Source organism: Dactylosporangium sp. NPDC049525 (assembly GCF_040676755.1).
Lineage (GTDB): Bacteria > Actinomycetota > Actinomycetes > Mycobacteriales > Micromonosporaceae > Dactylosporangium.
The window spans coordinates 165316-190737 of sequence record NZ_JBFAPO010000001.1; the positions used below are offsets into that span (position 1 = coordinate 165316).

18 protein-coding genes are annotated in these 25422 nt (G+C 71.0%); 7 read left to right on the forward strand and 11 right to left on the reverse strand.

What is annotated here, in order from left to right; all coding sequences use genetic code 11:
- Positions 1 to 28: 28 nt before the first annotated feature.
- The 5 genes from AB0K00_RS00680 to AB0K00_RS00700 all read right to left on the reverse strand — a co-directional run bounded on the left by AB0K00_RS00680 (position 29) and on the right by AB0K00_RS00700 (position 5753).
- The gene (locus tag AB0K00_RS00680; protein ID WP_363513079.1) at positions 29 to 1396 is read right to left on the reverse strand and encodes a hypothetical protein; all 1368 of its coding nucleotides are present in this window, start codon (positions 1394 to 1396) and stop codon (positions 29 to 31) included.
- Positions 1393 to 1914: a SigE family RNA polymerase sigma factor gene (locus AB0K00_RS00685; protein ID WP_363513082.1), complete on the reverse strand. Its 522-nt coding sequence runs from the start codon at positions 1912 to 1914 to the stop codon at positions 1393 to 1395. The genes AB0K00_RS00680 and AB0K00_RS00685 overlap by 4 nt, the downstream gene beginning before the upstream one ends.
- A 77-nt stretch (positions 1915 to 1991) precedes the next feature.
- Positions 1992 to 2792, reverse strand: coding sequence for a hypothetical protein (locus AB0K00_RS00690; RefSeq protein WP_363513085.1), 801 nt, complete (start codon positions 2790 to 2792; stop codon positions 1992 to 1994).
- Complete coding sequence (locus AB0K00_RS00695; protein ID WP_363513088.1) at positions 2782 to 4812, reverse strand: hypothetical protein; 2031 nt, start codon at positions 4810 to 4812, stop codon at positions 2782 to 2784. Before AB0K00_RS00695 ends, AB0K00_RS00690 begins: the two co-directional genes overlap by 11 nt.
- 152 nt (positions 4813 to 4964) lie before the next feature.
- Positions 4965 to 5753, reverse strand: coding sequence for a hypothetical protein (locus AB0K00_RS00700; protein ID WP_363513091.1), 789 nt, complete (start codon positions 5751 to 5753; stop codon positions 4965 to 4967).
- A 67-nt stretch (positions 5754 to 5820) separates the two neighbouring features.
- Here AB0K00_RS00700 and AB0K00_RS00705 point away from each other — a divergent pair, with 67 nt between their 5' ends.
- A complete protein-coding gene (locus AB0K00_RS00705; RefSeq protein ID WP_363513094.1) occupies positions 5821 to 6459 on the forward strand; it encodes a hypothetical protein in 639 nt (212 codons plus the stop codon).
- A gap of 52 nt (positions 6460 to 6511) precedes the next feature.
- On the forward strand, positions 6512 to 7207 hold the full coding sequence (locus AB0K00_RS00710; RefSeq protein ID WP_363513097.1) for a Crp/Fnr family transcriptional regulator: 696 nt from the start codon (positions 6512 to 6514) through the stop codon (positions 7205 to 7207).
- Here AB0K00_RS00710 and AB0K00_RS00715 read toward each other — a convergent pair.
- Together AB0K00_RS00715 and AB0K00_RS00720 are read right to left on the reverse strand one after the other, a co-directional pair.
- Positions 7186 to 8946, reverse strand: a complete 1761-nt coding sequence (locus AB0K00_RS00715) for a hypothetical protein (protein ID WP_363513100.1) — start codon at positions 8944 to 8946, stop codon at positions 7186 to 7188. The genes AB0K00_RS00710 and AB0K00_RS00715 overlap by 22 nt on opposite strands.
- On the reverse strand, positions 8931 to 9686 hold the full coding sequence (locus AB0K00_RS00720; RefSeq protein ID WP_363513103.1) for an ABC transporter ATP-binding protein: 756 nt from the start codon (positions 9684 to 9686) through the stop codon (positions 8931 to 8933). Before AB0K00_RS00720 ends, AB0K00_RS00715 begins: the two co-directional genes overlap by 16 nt.
- Positions 9687 to 9840: 154 nt before the next feature.
- Here AB0K00_RS00720 and AB0K00_RS00725 point away from each other — a divergent pair, with 154 nt between their 5' ends.
- Both AB0K00_RS00725 and AB0K00_RS00730 read left to right on the forward strand, forming a co-directional pair.
- On the forward strand, positions 9841 to 12873 hold the full coding sequence (locus AB0K00_RS00725) for an FtsX-like permease family protein (protein ID WP_363513106.1): 3033 nt from the start codon (positions 9841 to 9843) through the stop codon (positions 12871 to 12873).
- Positions 12870 to 15857, forward strand: coding sequence for an FtsX-like permease family protein (locus AB0K00_RS00730; RefSeq protein WP_363513110.1), 2988 nt, complete (start codon positions 12870 to 12872; stop codon positions 15855 to 15857). Before AB0K00_RS00725 ends, AB0K00_RS00730 begins: the two co-directional genes overlap by 4 nt.
- On the opposite strand, the gene AB0K00_RS00735 is transcribed toward AB0K00_RS00730, so the two are convergent.
- Positions 15827 to 16336 (reverse strand): hypothetical protein, encoded by a 510-nt coding sequence (locus tag AB0K00_RS00735; RefSeq protein ID WP_363513113.1) that lies wholly within the window; start codon positions 16334 to 16336, stop codon positions 15827 to 15829. The two genes, AB0K00_RS00730 and AB0K00_RS00735, sit on opposite strands and share 31 nt — an antisense overlap.
- Before the next feature lie 341 nt (positions 16337 to 16677).
- Here AB0K00_RS00735 and AB0K00_RS00740 point away from each other — a divergent pair, with 341 nt between their 5' ends.
- Together AB0K00_RS00740 and AB0K00_RS00745 are read left to right on the forward strand one after the other, a co-directional pair.
- Positions 16678 to 18243, forward strand: coding sequence for a protein kinase (locus tag AB0K00_RS00740; protein WP_363513116.1), 1566 nt, complete (start codon positions 16678 to 16680; stop codon positions 18241 to 18243).
- Between the two features lie 199 nt (positions 18244 to 18442).
- Positions 18443 to 19288, forward strand: coding sequence for an NAD(P)H-binding protein (locus AB0K00_RS00745; protein ID WP_363513119.1), 846 nt, complete (start codon positions 18443 to 18445; stop codon positions 19286 to 19288).
- Positions 19289 to 19300: 12 nt separating this feature from the next.
- Here the strand turns inward: AB0K00_RS00745 and AB0K00_RS00750 are convergent, their stop codons facing one another.
- The 3 genes from AB0K00_RS00750 to AB0K00_RS00760 form a co-directional block, all read right to left on the reverse strand.
- Positions 19301 to 20104, reverse strand: coding sequence for a hypothetical protein (locus AB0K00_RS00750; RefSeq protein ID WP_363513122.1), 804 nt, complete (start codon positions 20102 to 20104; stop codon positions 19301 to 19303).
- The gene (locus AB0K00_RS00755; RefSeq protein ID WP_363513125.1) at positions 20097 to 20591 is read right to left on the reverse strand and encodes a SigE family RNA polymerase sigma factor; all 495 of its coding nucleotides are present in this window, start codon (positions 20589 to 20591) and stop codon (positions 20097 to 20099) included. Before AB0K00_RS00755 ends, AB0K00_RS00750 begins: the two co-directional genes overlap by 8 nt.
- Positions 20592 to 20770: 179 nt before the next feature.
- Positions 20771 to 21706 (reverse strand): HNH endonuclease, encoded by a 936-nt coding sequence (locus AB0K00_RS00760; protein ID WP_363513128.1) that lies wholly within the window; start codon positions 21704 to 21706, stop codon positions 20771 to 20773.
- 118 nt (positions 21707 to 21824) lie between these two features.
- On the opposite strand from AB0K00_RS00760, the gene AB0K00_RS00765 reads away from it, so the two are divergent.
- The gene (locus AB0K00_RS00765) at positions 21825 to 24920 is read left to right on the forward strand and encodes a DUF3427 domain-containing protein (RefSeq protein WP_363513131.1); all 3096 of its coding nucleotides are present in this window, start codon (positions 21825 to 21827) and stop codon (positions 24918 to 24920) included.
- Positions 24921 to 25422: the final 502 nt, after the last annotated feature.

Consider the following 25422-nt stretch of genomic DNA (forward strand, 5'->3'; position numbering starts at 1 on the left):
ATGACCTCGACACCGCGGCCGGTGAACCTCACCAGCCTTTGACCTCGGGCTCGGTGCCGCTGGCCGCCCGATCGTCGGTGAAGATGCGCTCCGCGACGACGGCTCCTTGCGCGTCGTAGGCGCGGGCCGTGAGCTCGACCCCCAGGCCCAGGCCCAGTTGCCCGACCCCGTTGACCAGCGGCGTGGACTTGAAGACGGTGCCGTCGCGCAGCAGGTCGAGCCGGACAGCGGCGGGCGGCGCGACGATCTGCACCGTGGTGGGCTGCTCGGCGTTGAAGTGCGGCAGCCGCATGACGATCAGTGCCCGCTCGGGGTCGCCGAACACCCCGGACCCAGTCGGGTGGTCCCGGCCGTTCGGCTCCGGATTCGTGTCGGTGGCCAGGGTGATGTACGGCCCGCCGCCGTCCGGGGTCACCGCCATCACGGTGGCGATCTGACCGACGCCCGATCCGCCGCCGTTCGGGTCGTCGACGACGAAGTCGTCGCTCCACAGCACGACGTAGTGGATGTCGGGGCCGACCAGCCCGGTGCTGTAGGCGAGCGCGTCGGCGGCGGCCTTCGCGGCGCGCGGGGCGGGTTTGCCGCGCCCGTACAGCGGGTTCGGGTCGATCGTCCCGGTCCGCTGGGTCCCCGGCGAGGCGAGCCTGCCCTCGTAGAAGATCGTTGAGCCGCGGCTGATCCGTACCCGCGCCCCGCCGGCGATCTTGGCGGTGTCGCGCATGATGTACCCCGCCGGCTCGGGCGTCCACTGGCGCTGGACGGTGCCGTCGAGCAGGTATCGCGGCCGGTCCGACACCGACACGTCGTAGCCCTCCGGGCCGAACACCAGCGAGTAGCCGGCGTTGTTGTCGGTGCGCCATTCGTTGCGCACGACGGGTTCCTCGACGTCGCCCCAGGCGGTCAGCTCCAGGTTCTTTGCCGCCGCGCCGCGCCGACCGGTCAGGTCGATCATGCGGGGCCGGTCGGTGGAGCCGGCCACGATCACGAGCCGCCGGTTGCCAGGCAGGTCCCCGGCGAACAGCACCCGCAGCCGGGCCCGGTCGTCGGGCATCCCGTACGCGTCGGGGTCGGCGAGAACACGGTCCAGCACGTCCTTGATGAAGTTGATGTCGCCGGCGAGGGACCCCCGGGTCGGCGTGTCCAGCAGCGGCTGGACCAGCGCCGGCGCGTCACCGTCCTGCCGGCCGGGCCCGACCTCGGGACGGCCGATGGTGTTGACCGGGCGCACCAGCGCCGCGACCCCGAGCACGCAGGTCACGGCCAGCAGGGCCAGCGCGGTGACCGCGAAGACCCGCGTCCGGCGCCGCCGGTTCGCACCCATGATCGCCAGGTCGGTGACGTCGTACAGTTTGGCCTGCTCGGCAATGTCGTCGAGCGTCTCCGTCAGCCGGTTCACGACCGCACCCCCATCTCGGTCTCGATCTCGCCGGCCAGCTCTGGCGCCAGCGTCCTCAGCCGCGACAGCGCGTGACTGGTCTGACTCTTGACCGTGCCGACCGACGTACCCATCACCTGCGCCGTCACGACCTCGGACAGATCCTCGAAGTACCGCAGCACGATGACCGCCCGCTGCCGCGGGGTGAGCTTCGCCAGCGCCTGTTCGAGCACCAGCCGCAGCACCGCCCGGTCGGTCTCGTCCCCGGCAGCGGCCCGGTCCGGCACGTCAGCGGTGGAGTGTTCGAGAAACCTCCGCCGGCGCCAGGTGCGCACGTGCTCGTGGTACAAGATCTTGCGGATGTACGCCTCGGGGTCCCCGGCCGCGGAGACCTTCGCCCAGTGCAGGGCCGCCTTGATCAGCGCCCCCTGCAGCAGATCCTCCGCCTGCGCATGCCCCCCGGCGAGCAGATATGCGGCGCGGGACAACCGCGGCAGCCGTGCACGCACGAACTCCCGGAACCCCTCTTCGTCGACCACGCGACTCCTCCCGACCGGCCTCTACCGGTGTACATGCCTCCACCGCCCCGCCAGGTTGGAAGCCGGCCACCGCTCGCCTATTCGACGTCGGCGCCGGAGCGTTTGCGGTATTCGGCGAGTGCGGCGTCGAGCCCTTCGGCGTACTCGTACAGGCCGATGCCGTTGTAGCTGCGACCGGCCTTCTCCAGCAGGTCGATGAGCTTGAGCAGCTCGTCCTTGCGTCCCTGGGTCATCGCTGTGTAGACCTCGGCGAATGCCTCGTGTTCGACGAGCGACGCCGCGTGCCGGCTGCGGGGGTCCTTCTCCAGTGCCTTCATGACCCTCGACCATGCCTCGGTGCGCTCGCGGGTCAGCTCCGCCCGGCGCATTGCCAGCTCATGTTCGCTCTGCATCTCGATGCGCCGCCGCCAGTAGGGCTGCATGCTTTCGCGGACCCGTGGATCCGGGAGCACGAACACCACGGGACGGCAGGTGAGTCGCTCGTCGGGCGCCCCCATCACCCAGTCCTTGGCGGACAGGCGCGCGTTGAGTTCCAGCTCGAGGCGGTGCGAGTGGTGCGGTTCGAACGAGCGGGCAACCCGCTCGGTGCGGATCCGCAGCGCGTCCAGCGCATCGGGGGTGTACGTGTTGATGCAGTGCTCGAACCGGTTACGGGTCATCCGCCTGGCGTGCCAGGTGAAGGTGGGCCGGACCGAGAAGTCGAAGGCGTCGCCTTTCGCCGCCAGGGCAATCGGCGCGGTGGGCCGGCAGTCGGTCAGCTCGGCCTCGATGCCGGGGTCCTCGACGACGGTGGGTTGCCACCAGTCGGCGAAGCGGCGGAACCACTCCTTGCCGGACGGCGTGGTCGGCTGGTCGAACGTGGTGAAGTCAGTGCTCATGGTGGCGCCCTTCCAGCATGCCGGCGATGGTGTCGAGGATCGGGTTGTCCGGCATGCTGCGCTGCCAGAAGAACCGCAGGTAGAAGCTGGCCCGGCGGTTGATCGGGCCGCCTTGCAGGACGTGGTTGAGCAGTTCGCACAGCACTCCGGCGAGGTCCGGGTCGTCTGCCGCGAGGCCGACCCAGCGCTCGAACACTGACCACGCCTGCCGAGCCGTTACCGGGTTCAGCAGGGCGCCCGGCCAGAGCCCGGCGTGATCCGCGATCGACACGTCGCCCGTGGCGGTCTGCCGCAGGAGCGCCGGCCACGCGCTGGTCGCCGCTTCGCCGATGGCGTCGCTGTCCACGTCCGCCAGCTGCAGCAGGCACCGGCTGGCCATGGTTCGCAGGTTCGCGATCGGGGAGTCGGGCCAGCGGACGAGCCGCTGCATCACCGCGGCGCCGTTCGTGTGGTAGATGCCTCGCACACCGACGGGGATCGCGTTGCTGGTGCGTTGCATGTCGTCGCAGGCCGCGCGTTCCAGCACGGCCAGGGCGTCGAGTGGGTACCTGCGCCGGAAGGTGTTGGTGGCATAGGTGCGCACTGCGGTGTCGCGACGGTGCCCAGCCTGCTCCACCCATTCCGCGACGCAGGTCAGGACCCGGGCCGCCAGATCAGGGTTGTGGACGGCGAGCTCGCACGCGAGGGCCGCGGCCTGGCGCCGCGACCGGCTGCCGCTCGCGGCCCAGCGGTCCAGCAGATCCCGGCGGATCTGCTCGAAGTCGTATTCGCAGAGCAGGCCGGCGGCCGCGGCGACCGGTCGGACGTCATCGGTCTCAACAAGGTCGTCGAGCCATCGCAACAGCGGCTGACGGGCCGTGTCGTAGTCGTGCCACGCGACATCGAGCAGACCGCGAACCAGTCCCGGCTGGCGGAGCCGGGCGATCCGGGCCGCGCCGACGGTGCCGGCCAGGTTGGTGGTCGGTTCGTGGCGGATGTCGTCGAGCAGAGTCTCGAGGCTGTGTTCGAGCACGGTGCGGTCGCCCGACGCGCGCCCCGCGGCCTCGTCGATGCGCTGGGTGAGCGCACCGGTCGCCTCGAACACTCTGGTCAACGGATACCCGTGGAACACGGCGAAGGCCAGACGGGCGGCGCGGCGGTGCTGGGCCAGGCGGCGGGCCCGGTGTCCGTCGCCGGCCGCACCGTCGTGCGCCGGTGCCGCTTCGAGGAGCTTCACCGCTTTGCCACGCAACGCGGCACGATCGGCCAGCAGGTCGGCGGCCGCAGCGCCGTCCGGGGTGTGTTCGGCGAAGTCCGCCGCGAACCGTACGGCGTCCGCCATGGTGCGCACGGACAGGTGCTCCACGTGCTCGGTGCGGCAGCGCTCGACATACGACCGGACGCAGTCGCCCTCACATGCCGTGCATGCGCCGACGCAGCGGCCCCGGTCGCCGAGCCACCGTTCCAGCCACAGGAGGAACACCTCACGCGGGTCGGGCGGAACATGCTCGACGTGGTATTCGACAAGCTGCCGGCTGCTGGCGTCGGTGACCCCGACGAACACGACGGCTGCGCGCGCCCCGCGGGCGAGCATGGACAACTGCGCCAGTTCTGACGGCTCGAGTTCGGCGGTGCGCGCCAGCTCGACGATGTGTCCGTGGTCCGGCCTGAGCAGGTTCCGGTCGGAAAGATACGCATGGATGGGTTCGTCGCCGACGAGATGGAGCTGGGTGATCCGATCCGGGGCGTGCGTGCGCGCCAAGCCGACCAGGGCCGCGGTGACCCGTCCGCTGCCCGCGGACCCGGTGAGGTACGCGACCGGTCGTCGGGTGAGCAGTTCGACCAGCCGGTCCGGGCTTGGTGTCGCGGTGTAGGTGTGGATGCGCTCCAGCACCATGGCGCCGTCGAGCGGCTGGTTGATGAACCGCCGCCGTCCGGGGCCCGTGCCGACGTTCAGGATCGAGCCTATCGACGACGCGCCCGGCCCGATCGCCGACGGCCCCAGGAACTCCGAATCCAGAATGCCGTATGACCTGATCATGTTCGCTGCCAACGAGCGCACCGCGTCGTCGGTCTCGGCGATGTCGTCTTCGTGCTCCGTGGCTGTGGCCGGCGTGGGCGGTTGGGGCTGCGGCTGCGCTTCACCTTCCGGCTGCGGCGGTGCCGGCTGAGGCTGAGGTTGCTCGATGGCGGTCACTGGTCGGCCCTGCCGTTCCACGGGCCATGGACGGACCCGATGGCGGTGCCGCCAGGGCCGAAGACCGCCGGTCCATGCGTGGTGACGCCGCTGATCTGGAACGTCGCGGGTGTCGTGTCGGCCTTCGGCGGGTAGGGCTCCACCGCAGGAGGTCCGGTCGGATCCGCTGCGGGTGGCTGTTCCCAGGCGACCGCGTTCACGTCCTCATCCGGCACGAAGATCCACGCATCCGCCGTCAGTTGCTTGACCGCCACCCGTACCTGCGCGAAACGCTCGGGTCGAAGGCCGCGGTAGCCGTGCCGGACGACGTCCTGGAAAATGCTCCGCGACACGATGAGCGCAACGGAGGCATGCGGGAACGTTCGCAGCGCCTGCCGCAGCGGCTCGGCGTCCAGCAGCCGGCTCACCTCGACCACGGCCTCGCCCGGGAATCCGTTGGCGCCGGTGAGGTGGACCAGGCCCTGATGTATCGCGACGCGCAGGCGGACCTTCGCCTCGGGCAGGAGGCTGCGGTTGTGTTCCCGCAGAATCCTGTCCAGCGCAGGCACGAAGTCCGCCACGACCGTGGGCTCCGAGGTGTCGGCCGGCAGGATCGCCAACTCGCCGTCACCGCTCTGTTGGGTGGTCCAACTGTCGCGCTCCAACCCGATGCTCGCGACGGCCTCCACCATGACCTCGCGGAACAGTTGCTGCGCCCGGAACTGCCGCAGATTGTCCCGTGGGCTGTACCGCTCCATGTCGACTGCGACGAGCACACATCGTCTGGGATGAGCCGGTTCGGACACCGTCGCCACCTTTCACCGCTTGTCCGCCGCGCGGCGGACACCGGCGACCGTTTCTGTATATCGACGGATGGCACTGGAGATTCCGTCGAAATACGGCATGACCGGAACCTGCCGGGCGGCGCTGAACCCCTCTTGCGAGGCAATCCCTCACGTCGCGATGGGCTGCGATGGATGCATGAGCGAAGCACCCGAACCGTTGGAGCCCCTGGAAGACCTGCGCATCGCCGTGTCGGTGGGCGCCGCCGCGCAGACGTCCATCCAACACGCTGACACGAAAGCCGCAGTGCTGCTGACCGGGCTGATCAGCGCGGCGGCACTGGCCGCCAACCAGCCCGGCCTCGCCGCCGCCGCGGTTCGTGCCGGGGCATTCGCCACCGCCTGCATGCTCGCCCTGGCTGGGACGATCACCGTCGGCACCACTGTGGCGGGATGGCAACTCGGCCGGTGCCTCCTACCGCGACTGACCGGCCCGCACGGTGCCGCCCGCAACCGATTCGCATTGCCGGATCTCGGGGAGCAAGGAGCGCCGATCGACCCCGCGCCAGTCGGACGGCAACGCGAGGAGGCGTGGGCGGCGGCGGCCGTGCTCGCCGGAATCGCGATGCGGAAGTACCAGGCGATCCGGACCGGGCTGCCCTGGGTCGCGGTGACGATCGCCGGGTCGGTCGGCTGGCTGTGCCTCGCCGCCACCATTGGCGGACAGTAGTCGCCCGGCTTCAACTGGTATTGTCGACGCCTATCAATGAAGGCGGGTGGACATGATCGCCGTTGACGTCGACACCGCCACGTGGGCACCCGGCACGTATCTGCACCGGCTGGCACCGCAGGCATGTGACAACCTGCGAACCATGACCCCGCGCCGCCGGGCCGAGTCCGGCGACGTGCTGATCAGCCAGGGTGCCATGGAGCGGCACGTCATCCTGCTCCACGGAGGCATCTCGAAAATCACGGCCCTGACCAGCGACGGGGTCGAGTCCTTGCTGGCGATCCGGGTCGGCGGGGACCTCATCGGCGAGATGTCCGCGCTCAACGACCTGCCCCGTTCGGCCACGGCAACCGCGTGCACCCCGCTGGTCTACAGCGTGATCCGCCGATCGCAGCTGCAAGTGTTCCTGGAGCAGCAGCCCGGCGCCGCGCTCGCACTGGCCGGCATGGTCGCTGATCGTCTCCGGTGGGCGAACCAGTTCCGGGTGGACTTCACCGCGTACCCCGCCAAGGTCCGCGTCGCGCGGGTGCTGGTGAAGATGGCGGTCGCCTACGGCCGCCGCACCCCGACCGGGTTGGAGATCGGCTTTGAACTGACCCAGTCGGAGCTGGCGAGCCTGTGCGGCGCGGCGGAGGTCACCGTGCAGAAGTCGCTGCGGGACTTCCGGCGCGCCGGGTCGATCATCACCGGGTATCGCACCGTGACGGTGATCGACCTCGACGGCCTTCAGCAGGCGGCAGAGCTGTAGGAACTCCGCGCCGGCCGCTTGCTGGTGAACCACAGGGCGGTGCCGTACATGGCCAGGCCCAGCAGGATGAAGGTGATGGAGACCGGGTAGCGCAGGCCGGCCGGCATGTACGTGGCCAGGAACCAGGTGTGACGCAGGGTGCCGTTGGCGACGAAGACGGTGGCCACGATGCCCTGGGGGAACAGGGGGAGGGCGCCGAGGCCGAGGCACCAGCCGACGACCGCCTTCTGGGTCTTGCTCAGGTGGTCGAACTTGAACGAGCTGCTGGTCTGTGGCTTGCGGCCGGTGCGCATCGTCTCCAGCAGTTCCGGGCCGTGCGACTGCAGCCGCCGTTCGGCGAGCAGGCCGAGGCCCCAGTACAGGAGGCCGCCCGTCAGCACGCCGACGGGTACGCCGGCCCAGCCGAACCAGATCGCGACCAGGGCCGCGGGGGCGGCGGTGACCACGACGAGGGCGAGCATCAGGTAGGCGAGGCCGGTCAGGCCGCCGTCGTCCTCGCTGGTGCGCAGCGGGTTGCCGGCGCGGCGGTGCGGGTCGGTGCCGGGGACCAGGGCGTACACCGACAGCAGCGGGAGCAGTCCGGCCGCGCCGCCGAGCAGGGCGACCAGCAGCGCGATGAGCAGTGGCCACGGTCCGCCGGTGATCGCGGTGAACCCGACGGTCAGCACGAGCGCGATCGGGGCCTGGACCGACAGCCAGGCCAGTTGCCGGCCCCGCACGTCGCTCGCGCCTGGGGTCATCAAGGTGAGCCAGAGGGCGGTGCCGTCGGTGCCGTACAGGTTGGCGGCCATCGCGGCGGCCATCGCCACGAAAATGGGGCCGGCGTAGGGCAGCATGCCGTTCCAGCCGATGAGCAGCGGGCTGGCGGCGAAGCAGATGCCGTAGGCGAGGGCGAACGCGAGCTGGTGGTTGCGGACCAGGTCGCGGGACCAGGTGCGCAGCTCCTTGGCGACGACGGCGCCGCGTGCCGTGGTGGCGGTGATGGGCCGGCGGCCGCGGCCGGAGACGCGGGTGGTCCGCTTGGTGAGCAGCGCCGCCCACACGCCGAGCAGCAGGATCACCAGCGCGGCCAGGGCGGCCAGGGCCCACCAGTCGCCGCGGACGGCGAGCAGCCCCCAGGATGACGGCAGGAACCAGACGGCGGCGGGGATGCCGGTCTGCCCGAACGCGGCGAAGAAGACCCAGATCTGGCCCAGCGCGGCGAGGATCAGGCCGTTGAGCAGGCCGGCGCCGATCGCGCCGAGCCGGGACCGCAACGCCAGGCCGACGAGCGCGACGGACACCTTGGACAGCAGGACGAACACCGCCAGCTGCAACACCATCGCCGGGACGGCGATCACCACGCTGATGAAGCTTCGCTGTACACCGGCGATGAGGAGACCGAGCAGCGCGCCGAGGCTGACCAGTGGGGCGACACCGACGAACGCCGCGGCCAGCAGGCCGGTCGCGAGGCGCCGGGCGGGCAGGCCGAGCAGGGCGAAGTACTCGGGGCGGACGGTCTCGTCGCCGCCGCCCATGAAGACCGGGCCGAGCATCCAGCCGAGCAGCCACACCGCGTAGCCGGCGGCGAGGAGCTCCGGTTTTCCGCTGATGGCGAGGTACACGGTGCCGGCGGCGAGCAGGGCGCCGAGGACGGCGCCGGTGCCGGCGGTCTGGGCGCGTTGCCCGCGGAAGGCGTGGCGCAGGATCGAGAGCTTCATCCGGGCCATCGTCAGTTCAACGGTCATTTCGACAGCCATGACAGCTCCTTGATCCCCTTGTCCTGACCGCCGACGAGGCCGACGAACGTGTCTTCGAGTGAGCGGGTGCCGCGGACGCGGTCGAGCGGGCCGGCCGCGACAACGGTGCCGGCGTCGACGACGGCGACGTGGTCGCAGAGCTGCTCGACCAGCGCCATCACGTGGCTGGACAGGACGATCGACCCGCCGCCGGCGACGAACCCGCGCAGGATCGTCTTGATGGTGGCGGCGGAGACGGGGTCGACCGCTTCGAACGGCTCGTCGAGCACCAGCAGCCGGGGCGCGTGCAGCAGGGCGGTGGCCAGGCCGATCTTCTTGCGCATGCCGGTGGAGTATTCGATGACCAGCGCCTTCTCGGCGGTGTCGAGCTCGAGGACGGCGAGGAGTTCCTCGGCGCGTGCTGCCACGACCTTGCTGGGCATGCCGCGCAGGAGGCCGAGGTACGTGAGCACCTCCCGCCCGGTCAGTCGCTCCGGCATCGCGAGCCCGTCGGGCAGGACACCGACGAGTGCCTTGGCGCGGTTGGGTGCGGTCCAGACGTCCTCGCCGAAGATGCTCGCGGTGCCGCCGTCGGGCCGCAGCAGCCCGACCGCCATGGAGAGGGTGGTGGTCTTGCCCGCGCCGTTCTGCCCGACGAGGCCGTAGAAGGAACCCTGCGGGACGGTGAGGTCGATGGCGTCGACCGCGAGCTTGTCACCGAAGCGCTTCGTCAGCCCTCGGATCTCCAACGCTGTCTGCATGCCATCACGGTATTGGCGCATCGAGGCGAGCAGATTGCCCCTGGATACCTGAAGGGGGTGGGGTTAGCTCCACCCCTGCCTTTCTCCCGGTCGCGAAGAAAGTGCCGCTGCGGGGCGTCAGCGGCCGACTTCGGCGGGTAGCCTGCTGGCGGGCGTGATCGACGGCAAGCGATGGGGGAACCGCATGCTGCTGCTGGTGCTCGACGCCCTGCGCCGCCGCGTGGCGCAGGGGCTCGCCGTCGCGGTGCTGACCGCGCTGCTGTGCGCGGTCGCCGCGGCCGGCCCGCAGTTCGCCGCCGCCGCCGTGGCCCGGGCCGCCGCGGCCGATGTCGCCGCCGCACCGCCCGCTCAGCGGATCCTCACGGTGCACCGGGGCATCCCGACCGGCCGGGACCCGGCGGCCGCGCTGGCGGGCTTCCGGGTCTCCGTCGAGCAGCTGCTGCCGGCGCGCGACGGGCCGCCGATCCTCGGCCTGACCCGGCCGCTGACCAGCATCACCGGCGGGTTCCAGCGCGTCGCGCCGGTGGCGTACCGCGACGGCGTCTGCGAGCACCTGCGGATCACCGGCGCGTGCCCGACAGCGGCGGCGGAGGCGCTGCTGAGCCGGCGCGCGGCGGACACCCTGGGCCTGCGCGCGGGCGACCGGCTGACGCTGCGGACGCAGGCGGCGACCGAGATGACGCTGCGGGTCACCGGCACCTACGAGCGGGTCGACCCGGCCGGCGACTACTGGGCCGAGCCGATGTTCGGGCCCGGTCAGATCAAGGCCGGCGAGGAGTCGCTCGATCCCACGTTCGTGTCGCTGGCGACGTTCGCCGACGACCGCTTCGAGGAGCCGACCGCCGTCTACACCGCGCCGCTGCCGACCCGGCTGATCGGCGGCGCCGGGCGGGCCGAGGTCACGCGGCGGCTGGACGACGCGAAGGAAGCGGTGAACCGGGCAGGCTTCGTCTTCGTCCCGCCGAGCGCGGCCCTGCTCGACGCGGTCGACGCGGACCGGGTGGCGGTGCGCGACGGCGTGCTGGTCGCCTGGCTGCAGGCGCTCGCGCTGTGCTGGCTGGCGCTGGGCATCGTCGGCCGGCACACCGCGCTGGACCGCCGGCCCGACATCGCGCTGCTGAAACTGCGTGGTGCCACCCAGCGCCGGATGTTCCGGCTCACGGCCGGCCAGCACCTGGTGCCGATGCTGGCCGCGCTGCCGGTCGGCCTGCTCCTCGGGTACGTGGGTGCGCGGGTCGCCGCGGGCGCCGCCGTGTCGCTGGAGGTCCGGCAGGCCGGGCCGGCGGTCGCGGTCGCGTTCCTGGTCGGGCTGGCGGTGCTGCTGCTCGGTGAGGTGTCCGCGCTGCGCACGCCGGTCGCGACCCTGCTGCGGCGGGTGCCGTCGCGCCGCCGCGGCTGGCCGCGCCGGACGCTGGACGTGGTGGTCCTCGCGGTGGCCGCTGCCGCGCTGTTCCAGGCGAACGCCGTCGGCGGCACCGGCGTCGGGGCGGCCGCGCCGGTGCTCACCGCGCTCGCCGGGGCGGTGCTGCTGGCGCGGCTGCTCGCCGCCGGCAGCGGCCGGGTCGGACGCGGGGCGATGCGCGCCGGTCGTGCGCGCCTCGCGCTCACCGCGCTGCGGTTCTCCCGGCAGCCCGGCGCCGACCGGATCTTCGTGTTGACGGCGGTCGCGGTCGCGCTGCTGGGGCTGGCCGCGCAGGGCATCGCGGTCGGGCGCACCACACGTGCCGACCGGGCGGCCGTCGAGGTCGGCGCCGCACAGGTGCTCACGGTGCAGGCGGCCAACCACACCGCGCTGCTGTCGGCGGTCCGGCAGGCCGATCCGGGCGGCCGCACCGCGATGGCGGTGGTCGTCGAGGCCAGCGGGCCGCTGCCGGTCCTCGCCGTGGACGCGGGCCGGCTGCCGGCGGTGGCGGACTGGCGCCCGCAGTACGGTGCGGCCGGCGCGCTGGACCCGTCCGGGGCGAGGGCCGAGCCGCTGCCGCCGGTGCAGGGCACGACGCTCACGCTCACCGCCCGCAACGATTCCGCCGGACCGGTCCGGCTGCTGCTGACCCTGCGGCACGGCGGCACCGGCGCGGACCTGTCGGTGCCGATCGGCCCGGTCCCGCCGGGCGAGCATCAGGTGTCCGCGCCGGTCCACGGCTGCGGGTCGCCGCCCGGCTGCCGCATCGTCGGTCTCGTCCTCGCCGGACCGTCCGATGTGGACAACCGGCCGGTGAGCGCGCCGCCGAACGCGTCGCTGACCGTGCGTGAGCTGCGCCAGCAGGGCCCCGATGCGGTGATTCTGGGCAGCGCCGACCTCGGCGACCAGCGCCGGTGGCGGACCGCGGACACCGGACCGGCAATGAGCGTCGGCGCCCGGCAGGGTGTGTTGACGCTACGGATCCCGAAGGCGGCGGCGGACGACGCGACGGTGGCCGACAACCGCGCATACGTCGTGGACGTCGTGTCCGCCGTCCCCGTGATCCTCGCCGGGCCGGCACCCCGTGCCTGGTCGGCCGGCGATCCGGTGCTGCCGCTGTTCGGTGGCTCCGTGGTGCCGGTGCGGGTCGCCGCGACCGCGGCCGTGCTGCCGGTGCTCGGCGGGGCCGGCGCCGTCATCGACCTCGACGCCGCCGTGCACGCGGCCGCCGACGCCGGCACGGGCGGGGTGTCGCAGGTGTGGATCGCCGCGGGTACCCCGCCGGAGATGGTGGCCGCGCTGGTCGCCGACCTGGCCGGCGCCGGGGTGACCGTGGTCGGGATCGACAGCGTCGCGCGTCACCTCGACCGGCTCGACCAGGACGGGTCCGCGCTCACGGCCCGGTTCCAGCTGCTGGTCGCGGTCTGCGCGCTGCTGCTCGCGGCCGTGGCCGCCACCGTCGCGGTGACCGTCCAGCAGGCGGCGCGGGCCGGGGAGTGGCGGGCGCTGCGCGCGCAGGGGCTGCCGGCGCGCGTCGCGGTCGGCGTCGAGACCAGCGGGCAGGCCGCGCTGGTCGGGATCGGTGTCCTGGCGGGCCTGCTGCTGGCGGGCCTCGCCGGCCGGGTCACCGGGCCGCCGCCGGTGTTCCTCGACGACTGGCGGCTGCTGCCGCCACCGGACACGTTCCGCCCGTCCGTGCTCGGCGGGGTGGTGCTGCTCGCCCTCGTCGTGCTCGGCCCGACCCTGTTGCGGGCCCGCCGCGTCGGTAAGGAGAGCGCACGATGATCGCCCTCATGCTCGCCATGCTGCGGACCCGGCGCGGCCAGGCGGTGACCCTGTTGCTGCTGACCCTGATCGTGGTCGGCGCGACCGTCGCCGTGCCCGCCTACCTGCGGGCGGTCGACCTCGCCGTGGTGCGCAGCGAGGTGACCGGTGCCGCTCGCGGCGAACGTACCGTGGCCCTGACCGCGACCGTGGACAACAGCTCCACGAGCAGGATCGACTTCACCGACGTCACCAGCGCGCTGCTGACCATGCCCGGCTTCACCCAGGTGTACTCGGCGGAGTTCCCCACCGTCGGCATCGAACCCGAGCCGCGCGACGTGTCCCGGCTGACCTACCGGCAGGAGGCCTGCGCGCACCTGAGCATGCTCGCCGGGCGTTGCTTCATCGGTTCCGGTGAGGTGGTGATCGGCGAACACACCGCCGATCGGCTCCGCCTCGGCGTCGGCGACCCGATCGACCTCGCCTTCGCCGTGTCCGGCGGCTCGCCCGCCGGCCCGGTCTACAAGGCGTTCGCGCCGCCGACGCCGATGACGGTCGTCGGGGTCTACCGGCCGGCCACGCCGCAGGAGGAGTACTGGGGCGCGCACGACTACTTCGCGGTGGACGTCGCCGGGCGCACCGGCGAGCCCGTGTTCACCGGCGCCGCGACCCTGACGCTGCTGCGGCGCACCACGACGGACGTCGGCGTCGACGCGACCGCCGCGCCGGCGACCTTCGACGCCCGCCGGCTGACCCAGCTGCGCGGCCAGCTCACCGACCTCAACGACCGCACGGCGAAACTGAGCCAGGCGTTCACCGTCACCACCGGGATCCCGGCGCTGATCGACCGGGTCGAGCGCAGCCGGGCCCTGGCCCGCCAGACCGTGCCGGTCGGTGCGGTGCCGCTGTTGTTGCTGGCGTACCTGGTGCTGTACCTCGCCGTCGACTACGGCGTCGAGGGCCGGCGGCCGGAGCTGGCGGTCGTCGCGCTGCACGGCGGGTCGTGGTGGCACCGGTGGCTGCTGGCGCTCGGGGAGAACTTCGCCGCGATCATGGCCGGCGCGGTGGCCGGGTGCGTCGCCGGCCAGCTGCTGGTCGGGGTGCTCTCCGCGTGGCGGTTCCCGGGCCTCGGCGTGCCGTTCTTCAGTCCCGCCGCCTTGCGCAACGCACCGTTCGCCGCGCTCGGCGCGCTGGCCGTCGCGCTGCTCGCGCAACGCCGGCACCTGCTCAGCCCGGTCACCGAGCTGCTGCGCCGGGTCAGGTCCCGTGGTGCTGGTACTGGTGCCGGCGCCGGCCGGCGCCTGCCGCTCGGCGAGGTGCTGGTCGGGGTGCTCGCGGTCGCCGCGGTCGTCCAGCTGTTCCTGACCAACCTCACCGGTGTCGGCGTGCTCGCGCCGGCGCTGTGCATCCTGGCGCTCGCGCTCGTCCTCGCCCGGCTGTTCGCGCCGCTCGCCGGGCTGCTCGGGCGGTCGGCGCTGCGCCGGGGGCGGCTCAGTGTGGCGCTCGCCGCCCTGCAGCTCGCCCGGCGCTCCGGCCCGCAGCGCCTTGTCCTGCTGCTGGTCGCGTCGGTGGCGGTCCTTGGGTACGCGGTGTGCGCCGCCGACGTCGCCGCGCAGGATCGCGACCTGGCCGCGCGGATCGGCACCGGTGCGCCGCGGGTCGTGTCGGTCGCGCCGGTGACGCGCGACCACCTGCTGCACGCGGTGCGGGCGGCCGACCCGGACGGCGCGTTCGCGATGGCCGTTGCGGTCGACGGTCCCAGCCTCGCGGTGGACACCACCCGACTGTCCACAGTGGTCGACTGGCGGCCGGAGTACGGGCGGCTGGACGCCGGGCGGGTCGCGGCGCTGCTACGTCCACCGGCCCGGGCACCGATCTCCTTCCACGGCCGGGACTTCGCGATGGACGTGGACGTGGCCGACGTGCGGATGTCGGTGCCGGTGGAGCTCAGCGTCGTGCTGTCGTCGCTCACCGGGCGGGGCTCAGTCACGCTGCTGTTCACGTTCGCGGCCGACGGGTCGTACACCTTCCAGGGGCGCACGCCCGTCTGCGTCGACGGGTGCCGGCTGGCCGGGCTGCACCTGCAGGCCCGCAGCACGTCGCCGACCAGCACGGCGTTCGTGCTCACCGTGCGCAACCTCGGCGGCGTCGAGCCCGGCGACGCGTCCGGTTGGCGGCCGACCGGCGGCCGGCTCTCCTCGGTTCGCGGCGGGCTGCGGTTGGCGGTGGACGCGCCGGGCGGGCTGCCGGGCGGCGCCTGGATCCAGCCGGTCGACGCGCCGTACCCGTTGCCGGTCCTCGTCGCCGGTCCCGCGCCGCGCGATGCGCTGATCGCCGGGTTGGACGGGCGGTCCACGCAGGTCCTCGTCACCGGCCGGGCCGGTGCGCTGCCGCGGCTCGGCACCGCGGGCACGCTGGTCGACCTGGAGTACGCCGACCGGGTCGCCACCGACGTCGGCAGCGCCCGCCGGGCGGAGGTGTGGCTCAACGCCGCCGCACCCGCGGATGTCCTGACCCGGCTGGCCCGTGAGGGTCTCATCGTGACCGGCGACGTGAGCGTCTCGGAGACCCGGCGCCGCCTGGCCGCGCAGGGTCCCGCGCTCGCGGTGTGGTTCCACCTGCTGGCCGGGGCGCTGGCGGTGCTGCTTGCCGCGGGCGGTCTCGGGCTGATCGCGGCGGTCGATCGCAGCGCCCGAGCCGCGGACGAGACCGCGCTGCGCACCCAGGGGCTGAGCCGTCGCGCGGTGCTGCGGGCGAACCTGTGGACGTATCCGGCGCTGGTGCTGGCGGCTGGGGTGTTCGGGCTGGTGACGGCGCTGGCGGTGTGGCGGCTGACGGGATGGGCGTTGCCGGTCTTCGGCGAGGACATCCCGGCGCTGCCGCTGCCGCACTGGCCTTCGCTGGTCGCGGTGCCGACCAGCTGGCTGGCCAGCGTCGCGCTGCTGCTCGCCGTGGCGCTGCAGGCTTCGGCGCGTCAGGAGCACCACTTGGTCTCGAAGTCCTGATGTCCGCGGCCGGGCCGGCAGCGGAAGGTCCGCTTGCCCGAGACGAACCGGAAGCGCCCATCGTCGGCGCGCTTCAGGGTGATGCGGTACCGGATCGCCGTGACCGAGTCGTCGCCGAGCCTGGTGAGGGTCACGGTGAGGACCGGTTCGGTGCTGTCCTTGTCCTCCTGGAGCAGGTAGATCTCGACCGGCCCGTCGAACCCGCGGTTCAGGTCCAGCAGCGCGGCGACGACCGTGTCCGGCGACTGCGCCCAACCGGGGGCCTCGACGTCGATCAGCGCGTTGAAGCCGGGTGCGGTCATGGCCCCGGTTTCTTTGTCCGCCGCGATCTTGCCTGTCCACTGGGGACCCGACGGCGCGACGGACGGTGGGGTCCAGCGGGTCGCGTCGTCCTGCTCGATCGGATCGCCGCAGCCGGCCACGAGCACGATGGCCAGGAGCAGGTGGAACGCCTTCATCGCCGATGCGCTGTTGTTCACAGCGACATAGACGCTCGTGGGGCCGTCGAGGTTTACCGGATCAGGTTTACCGGATCAGGTTTGCCGGATCAGGTTTGCCGGATCAGGTTTGCCGGATCAGGTTTGCCGGATCAGGTTTGCCGGATCAGGTTTGCCGGATCAGGTTTGCCTGGAGGGTTTCCGTGCCGCGTTCCTCGCGGACGCCTTCCTGGTGCGTGCCGTCGTGAGGTCCGGGTGCCAGCCGGTTTCGATGGGCGGGCCCGGCTCCGTTGCTGGCGGAAGGCCACCGTGCGTTCGGCCACGGTGACGAACCGTGACGTCCCTGCGGGGTGAGGCGGGCGGTTGTGCAAGGGTTGAGCACCGTGGTGGGGCGTCTGTTGAGCGGCCGGTACGAGCTGCGGTCGGTCATCGGCCGGGGCGGCATGGCGCAGGTGTGGCTGGCCATCGACGGGCGGCTGGGCCGACCCGTGGCCGTCAAGATCCTGCACGACGAGGGCCGCGCCGACCCGTCGCTGCCGCAGCGGTTCGAGCGCGAGGCGCACACCGCGGCGCGGCTGTCGCATCCGAGCATCGTGGCCGTGCACGACGTGGGAGTCGACAACGGCACGCCGTACCTGGTGATGGAGCTGGTCCAAGGGCACAGCCTCGCCGACGAGGTGGCCAACGGCCCGCTGGACCCGCAGCGTGCGATGCGCATCGCCGGGCAGGTGTGCGACGCCCTCGCGGCCGCACACGCCGCCGGGGTGGTGCACCGGGACGTCAAGCCGGCCAACATCCTCATCGGTGAGGAGGGCCGGGTGAAGGTCTGCGACTTCGGCATCGCCCGCATCACCGACCGGGCGCAGACCGCGCTGACCGCCGCCGCCACAGTGGTCGGCACCAGCACGTACATGGCACCCGAACAGGTCCGCGGCGGGCCTGTGGACGCCCGGACCGACCTGTACGCGCTGGGCTGCGTGATCTACACCATGCTCACCGGCCGCCCGCCATTCGTCTCCAGCTCACCGGTGCAGACCGCCTGGCAGCAGGTGCACGAAGCGCCGGTACCGGTGGCGGCCCTGCGGCCCGGCCTGCCGCCACGGCTCGCCGGGCTGGTCGGTGCGCTGCTGGCCAAGAACCCGGCGGACCGGCCGGCAAGCGCGGCGCAGGTCCGCGCGGCCCTCGCCAGCATCGCCGGCGGGCCGGACACAGCGACGCGCGGCGATGCAACGGCCGTGCTCCGGCATGCCGCCGGACCGGCCACACTCGTGCGCGCCAAGGGTCCGGCCGCGATCGGGCGCGAGGTGCCGATCCGTGGCCGCACCGCGGTGCGGCCGGCGACGCGCAGCCTGCCCGCGGGCGGCGCGCCACCCGCGCCCGCCGCCCCGCGACGGGGCCGCGCGGCCGGCATCGTATTGGCGACACTCGGCGTGGCCGCCATCGCCGCCGTCGGGTTCGCGCTCGGGACCCATCCGGGCCGTTTCGACTACCCGGCCGCGGCGCCCACTGCGGCGGGCACGACCCAGACGCTGCCGTCCGCGGACACGTCGAGCGCGGCTCCGAGCGACACCCCGAGCGACACCCCGACCGACCCGTCGAGCGGGACATCGCCCGATCCGTCGAGCGCGGCTCCGAGCGACACCGCGAGCGACGCAACTGGGGCGACGCTTGCCGCGGCCCGTGCCGCGGTGCGGGCTCAGGCCGGTAACGGCGCCCTGGACAGTGATACCGCACGCGAACTGAACCGCCGGCTCGACAGCCTCGCCCATGACCTCAATCGCGGTAATGCCGACCGCGCCGCAGCGGAGCTGGCGAGCCTGCGCAAACGGCTCGACCAGCTGCATCAGAACGGCACGCTCACCAGCAACGGGTACACGGCCGTGCTCACCCCGGTCGACCAGCTCGCGGCGAACCTGCCGACCCCCAGCGTCAGCAGCGGGCGGGACTGACCCTGCGCCTCGGGTGCTCAGACAGGGCAGCGAAATGGGCCCCGGCGAATCCCGCCGGGGCCCTTTCGCGCATCCGGGGCCCTTCGTTCATAAGGTCGCCGCCCGCCAGGCAATGAGGACCGAACCTGGCCTAAAAGGTCCCTACCGTTCTCACTACGACATCCCACCGGTTCTTCCGCTGCTTCGGGAGGAGACCCTCATGTATCTCGTCATCGGCGCCACCGCGTACTTCGGCCGTCAGGCCGTGGAGGAGCTCGCGACACTTTCCGGGGTGACGGTGCGGGCGCTCACCCGTACCCCGGCAAAGGCCGATCTTCCGGCCTCGGTTGCACTCGTCGCCGCGGATCTGACCAGGCCGGAGACTCTGCCGGCGGCGTTCGCCGGGGTCGAGGCGGCGTTCCTGGTGCTGCCGTACGGGATGGACGTGGCGCCTCTGCTGGCCGCGGCGCGGGCGGCCGGCGTGCGGCGGCTGGTGTTCCTCTCGTCCGGGGCGATCACCGGCCGGGCCGAGCAGCAACCCGACGTGATCGCGCAGTACCACCGCGACGTCGAAAGGGCCATCGAGGCGTCCGGGATCGAGTGGACGTTCCTGCGCCTGCTGTTCCCGGCGATCAACGCACTGACGTTCGCCACGCAGCTCCAGGGCGGTGACGTGATCCGGGCGCCGTACGCGAGGGCGGCGGTGAGCGCGGTGCACGAACGCGACGTCGCCGCGGTGGCCGCGCGGGTCCTCGTCGACGGCGGGCATGGTGGTCGCGTCTACGACCTGACCGGACCTGAGTCGCTGACGCAAGCGCAGCAGGTTCGCATCCTCGATGAGGTGTTGGGGCGCCCGCTGGTCGTGGAGGACCTCGACCCTGCGCCGGTGTTGCAGCAGTTGAGCCAGTTCATGGACGCAGAGTTCCTGGCGGCGCTGTTCGGGCTGATGGCCGACGCGGTGGGCAAGCCGGCCCCGGTGAACGACGTCATCGAGCGGATCACCGGCCGACCGGCGCGGACGTTCGCCACCTGGGCCGCCGATCACCGGGCGGACTTCGGCGCCTGAGCCGGTGTTCGGCTATGCCGGCGGGGAGGAAGGTACGCAGGCGCTGGTGGCCATCAACGTGTTGTACGCGTAGACGCGAATGGACCTTCCGTAAGCCAGTGCGCTCTTCTGCAGGTACACGTTGACGGCGCTGTTGGGTTCGGCGCTGTCCTGAACCGAGCGGGGGATCGTCGTCGGCACCGAGCGGCCGGTGGCGAGGACGATGTCGACCTCGCCGCAGAAGTTGCTGTTGGGGACGGTCCGCATTGCGGGCCACGCCACGGTCGGCTGGGACCGGGTGAGGGCGTACGAGGCGCTGTACACCTGGACGTACTGCGCGCGTTGGATGTCCCAGCCGTAGGCGACGTGGACGAACTGCAGGCGGGCGGCCGGGCAGACGTCGAAGAGGTTGCGTGGCAGTGGCGCCATCAGGCCGTCGTTGTTGGTCGACAGTTGCGCCTCGACCCGGCCGTCCGGCAGCTGCGGCAGTCCCCGCGCGGACGTACCGCACACCGCGCTGCGCGACGACCCGGCCGAACTCGCCGAGGACGGTCCGCCGGGCGGTGGGGCAGCCAGAACTGTTGACGGCGACGGGCTGGGCGACGGCGTGGCCGTGGGCGAGTTCGCGGGTATCGGCGGCGGCCCGCCGTTCCGCCAGGACGGCAGCGTGACCAGCGCTATCAGGGCGATCGCGGCAAGAACCGCGGCGACGGTACGCCGGCGGCGGGTCCGACGCAGCCGGCGCGGGATCTCCTCCACCGATGGCGGGTTGGCGGTCCTGGCCGACTGGTCACGGAACGCGTCGAAGTGGGTCCGCAGTGGGTCGCGCTCAGTCATGGCTCACCCACTCCTCATCCACGCTGAGTAGGCGGCTCAGGGTTGTCCGCGCGCGGTGCAGCCTCGCCTTGACGGTGCCTTCGGGCGCGCCGACGAAGGCTGCGATCTCCTGTACCGACAAATCGGCGAGATAGTGCAGCACCACCGCTTGCCGCAGCGGCGGCGACAGCTGCCGGAGCCCGCGCACCAGGTCCAACGAGAGGGCGTCGGGGGCCGGCACGTCATCAGCGATGAGCTCGCGGCGCAGGTGCAGCAGGCGCTTGGCCCGCCGCCACCGGCTGATCGCCAGGTTCCAGGCGACCCGGCGCACCCAGCCGACCGGGTCGTCGAACGAGGACACCGTCGCCCACTGCGCGAAGGCACGCGTGAACGCCTCCTGCACGATGTCCTGCGCGTCGGCTCGGTCACCGGCAAACGCGTACAGCTGCGTGAGGAGGCGCGGGTACGTCGCCGAGTAGAACTCAGCGAAGTCCGGCGCGACGGCCATCAGATGCACCACTCCGGTCGGGCGATCCGCAGCAGCCTATGCCATTGCAGCGGCCGGAAAATTCCTCTCGGCCGATGCAACCTTCCGCGGCCGGCCGCGTGTCACTCGTGCACGCCGATATCGGCGTGCCTAACGCTCGGTGGGTGCGGCTGATAACGGGGGGCCGCACCCGCCGGCCGTCAGGTCGCTTGGAAAACCGTGTCGACGTGCCATTCCAGGAACGTGCGGTGCGGACGATCGGCAGCGCGCTCCGGGACGGCGATGGGCTGACCGTGCCGGGAGTAGAACTCCTCACCGTTGCCGAAGTCCTCGCGAAGCCTGGGACTGACCAGCAGCCGATGCCTAGGGTCGACGCTGAGGTACCCCCGGTCGAACATGATGTGCACGTCGGACCGCAACAGCAGCCCGTTGTCGAGCCGGTGCTGCCCACCGCTGGGCAGCGGCAGGATGTGCGCCGCCTGGAGTACTGGTCGGATCTTCGCGCCGGTGATCGCGCAACGGTGCCGGTACGCATCGAGCACGACGCCTTTGAACGCCTGCTGTCCGAGGCGTTGTGGTTGCAGGCGCGGGTCGCCGTAGACGGGTCCGGCGCGGTGCCAGGGTGCGCTGAGGTCGAGTTCGACGGCCGGCCCGGTAAGCCGGTGGATGACGTCGCCGAAGTAGCCGCCGTACGCACTGTCGGCGAGGTCGTAGCCCTTGCCTTGCACGATGTTGGACGCGAAGTCCGGCGGCGACCCGGCGTCAGCATCGGCTGCGAAGAAGCGGGTGTCACGGACGAAGATGCAGCCGATGACCGGGTCTTCCCGGGACGGGATCGGCTGGCGCCGGTAGCCACCGATGGCACTGCGCATCTGCTGCAGGCTGGCGGCACCGTTGCCTTCGCCGAAGAGTTCCCAGGCTTCTGAGATGGGCAGGCGGGCGAAGCCGCTGTAGAAGCCGCCGCCGACGACCCGGTTGTGTGGGTGATGGCTCTTGAAGAAGAACGGCTCGCCGACCTGGATGGCCCCGAACGCCGTGTTGCTGTTGGGCCGCCAGAAGTTGACCTCCTGCAGGTGCGGACGTTCAGCAAGGAACCTGAACCAGTCGCCGTCCGTCACGCCCACGTAGGCCCTCACGCGAACAGTCTGCCGGATCAATGCGCTACGTGGACACCGCCTGAGCTCGCCTGACAAACCCAACCTGACCGACCGTCACGTTGGAGGCCAAACGCGATCGGTCGGGCAGACTATGACGGTGACTGAGGAACTGCCGTCGGGGCTTTACGAGATTGTCGTCACCCAGGGTCTTGAAGCTCGACTCTCGAGGGTTGATCGTGAGCTCGTCAAGCGGCACGGTCTTCGGACGGCGGATGCCGCTGATCGCATCGCCCAACTCCTCGCACGACAAATCGAACGTGCCCTAGACGCAGTTCCTGAGTCCGACCGCGTCGCGATCGGCGTCGACGTCGCGCAGCGCCTGCTCGATGTACTCGGCGCGCGGCTGCCGCGGACGGATCCAATGCTCGAATCGCCGCTATCATCGGGCGAGGTGCTGAGCGCTATTGGCGAGCGACGACCAGACGGCTCCGTTCACACTTCCGGACGCCCGCTCATTCCGCTCCTCGACACAACACTACTCACGAACGCGCCCGGCGAACCCCGGGTAGGCAGTCAGATACTTACGGAGATCGCTTCGGCCGACTCCATCGATCTGGTGATGGCGTTCATCCGCACGAGTGGTTTGCTTCCACTCGCCGATGCACTTCTGGAGCATTGCGCACACGGCAAAAAGCTGCGGGTCTTAACGACCACGTACACCGGTTCGACCGAGGCCAACGCACTGGATCGGCTGACGGCGCTCGGCGCCGACGTTCGCGTGTCCTACGATCTGTCGACCACCCGGCTCCATGCGAAGGCGTGGCTGTTTCACCGGCGGACGGCGTTCAGCACTGCGTACATCGGATCGTCCAACCTCACCCACTCTGCCCAAGTTGCCGGGCTCGAGTGGAACGTACGTGTCTCCACCGCTCGGAACCCGGACGTCATTAAGAAGATCGAGGCTGTCTTCGAAAGTTACTGGCAGAGCGGCGACTTCATCCCGTATGTGCAGGCGGAATTCCTTGAAGCGATCGACCGGTCGCGCCGACCCAGCAGTCGGAACGTCACCGTCCTCAGCCCGCTCGAAGTCCGCCTTGAGCCGTTTCAGGAACGCATTCTTGAGCTCATCAAGCTGTCCCGAGATCGCGGACACCACCGCAATCTGCTGGTGTCCGCAACCGGCACCGGGAAGACCGTCATGGCGGCGGTTGACTACGCCCAGCTTCGCGGCACGCTGCCTCGCGCACGTCTGCTCTTCGTTGCGCATCGCGAGGAAATTCTCGACCAGAGCCTGGCAATGTTCCGCCACGTCATGCGGGACCATACGTTCGGGGAGAAGTGGGTCGGAGGCGAGCGGCCCAACCTGTTCAACCACGTCTTCGCATCGATCCAGAGCCTCAGCGCGGCGCGGCTGGAGCACCTCGCCGCCGATCACTTCGACGTCATCATCGTCGACGAGTTCCACCACGCCGCCGCACCGTCATATCGCTTCATCATGGACGAGCTTGCACCGCGAGAACTGCTCGGCCTGACTGCCACGCCGGAACGCACCGATGGCCTGCCGATCCTGCACTGGTTCGGCGACCGTATCGCCGCCGAGCTTCGACTCTGGGACGCGATCGAACAACATCGCCTCGCGCCGTTCGCGTACTACGGCATCCACGACGGCATCGACTTGCGCGACATCCCGTGGCGCCGCGGACGCGGCTACGACGAGGCGGCGCTCACGGATGTCTACACGAGCGACGAAGCTTGGGCTCGGTTCGTTTATCGCCAACTGGAGGCGCACGTCGATGACGTCTCGACCATCCGCTGTCTCGGCTTCTGCGTCAGCGTCGCCCATGCCCGATTCATGGCCGAACAGTTTCAGAAACTCGAGGTGGCGGCCGTTGCGGTCTGGGGAGAAACGTCAGATGCGGAACGTCGCTCCGCGCTCCGGGACCTAGATGAAGGCCGCGTCCAGGTCGTCTTCTCGGTTGACCTCTTCAACGAGGGTGTCGACGTGCCGAAGGTCGACACGCTCCTCATGCTGCGCCCCACCCAGAGCGCCACGCTGTTCCTCCAACAGTTGGGTCGTGGCCTGCGGATTGCAAAGAACAAGACCGTATGCACGGTGCTGGACTTCGTCGGTATGCACCGCCGCGAGTTTCGCTTCGACCAGCGATACCGTGCGCTCCTCGGTGGCAGCCGTCGTGACCTTGAACGGGCCATTGCCGAGGGCTTTCCATACTTGCCGGCTGGCTGCCACATGGAGCTGGATCGGGTCGCCCGCGACATCGTGTTGCGCAGTGTCCGCGAGGCCATCCCATCACGTTGGCCGGCTAAGGTCGCCGAACTCCGAGCGCTCTCCCAGTCCCGACAGACCGTCACCATGGCCGACTACCTAGCCGACACAGGCCTCGAGGTCAGCGACATCTACGCCGGCGATCACAGCTGGTCGGCGCTATGCGAGGCGGCCGGTCTTCCACTGGCGGCCGCAGGGCCACATGAACAGGTCCTGCGGCGTGGAATCGCCCGAATGCAACACGTGGATGACCTCCAGCGCCTGGACGGATACCGCTCACTGCTGGACCGATCGAGCAGTCCCGACGTTGCCGCCATGGGTGACGTCGAGAGGCGCCTCACGCGGATGCTCCTGTCCAACCTCGCCGATCAGGTCGTCACGAAGGAAACCCCACTGCAATCCGCAGCCGACCTTCTGTGGTCGCACCCCCAGGTCGTGGCCGAACTGCGTGAACTGTTCGAAGTGCTTGGTGATGCACCTAGCCACGTACACCAGCAGGCTCTCCTCGGCATCCCGTTACAGGTCCACAGCCAGTACACCCGCATCGAGATCCTGGCGGCCGTCGGTGAAGGCGCAGACACGAAAACACCGCAGTGGCGGGAAGGCGTTTACGACGCAAAGGCCGCCGGAGCTGACCTGCTCGTCTTCACTCTTGATAAGACAAGTGGCGACTTCTCCCCGACCACCCGCTACCGCGACTACGCGATCAGCCGGGATCTCATCCACTGGGAAAGCCAATCCACCACACGCACCGACAGTCCGACCGGACGCCGATACCGCAATCATGTCGCGCTTGGCCGCTCGATCCTGCTCTTTGCGCGGACACGCGCCGACGACCGAGCGTTCTGGTTCCTCGGGCCAGCAACCTACGTGCAGCACCAGGGCGAACGGCCGATGGCCGTCACGTGGAAACTCACTACACCCCTATCGGGCGATCTGTTTGCCGCGTTTGCCGCCGCCGTTGCATGACATTTGTAGCGGTCACCTTTGTCCACTGATCAATGCATCAGGTGGTCGTTCACGCGATTCGGTGGCCGGTGCCGGCGAGCCGAGCGCATCGGCCGACGAGCACGCCGCGCACCAACGCTCCGCCTTAAGCTGACTCAGAGACCTGAGGAAAGAGCCGACGGCGGGACCTGGACCCGCAACCTTCCGATTACAAGGTGTCACCCATGGCGGTAACACCGGAACGTGGCGGGTCACAGAAGGCACACCACCTATCAGCAGTGATTACCTCCTATGGCCGCGCTTGACCGACTGAACCCCGTATGTGATTTCGCTACCGATCTTGCTACCAGTCGGCTCCTGGACGGGTAGATCCGGCGCCGAGGGCGGTAGGTCGGCACATGGCGAGCACGACACCAAAGTTCTGTATCCCGGCTTGATCGGCGGCCCGCCTAAGCACGCGGCAACCAGCAAGGCCGACAGGACGAGTGCGGCAATCTTGTGTCGCATTGCCGATTGGTGCCGT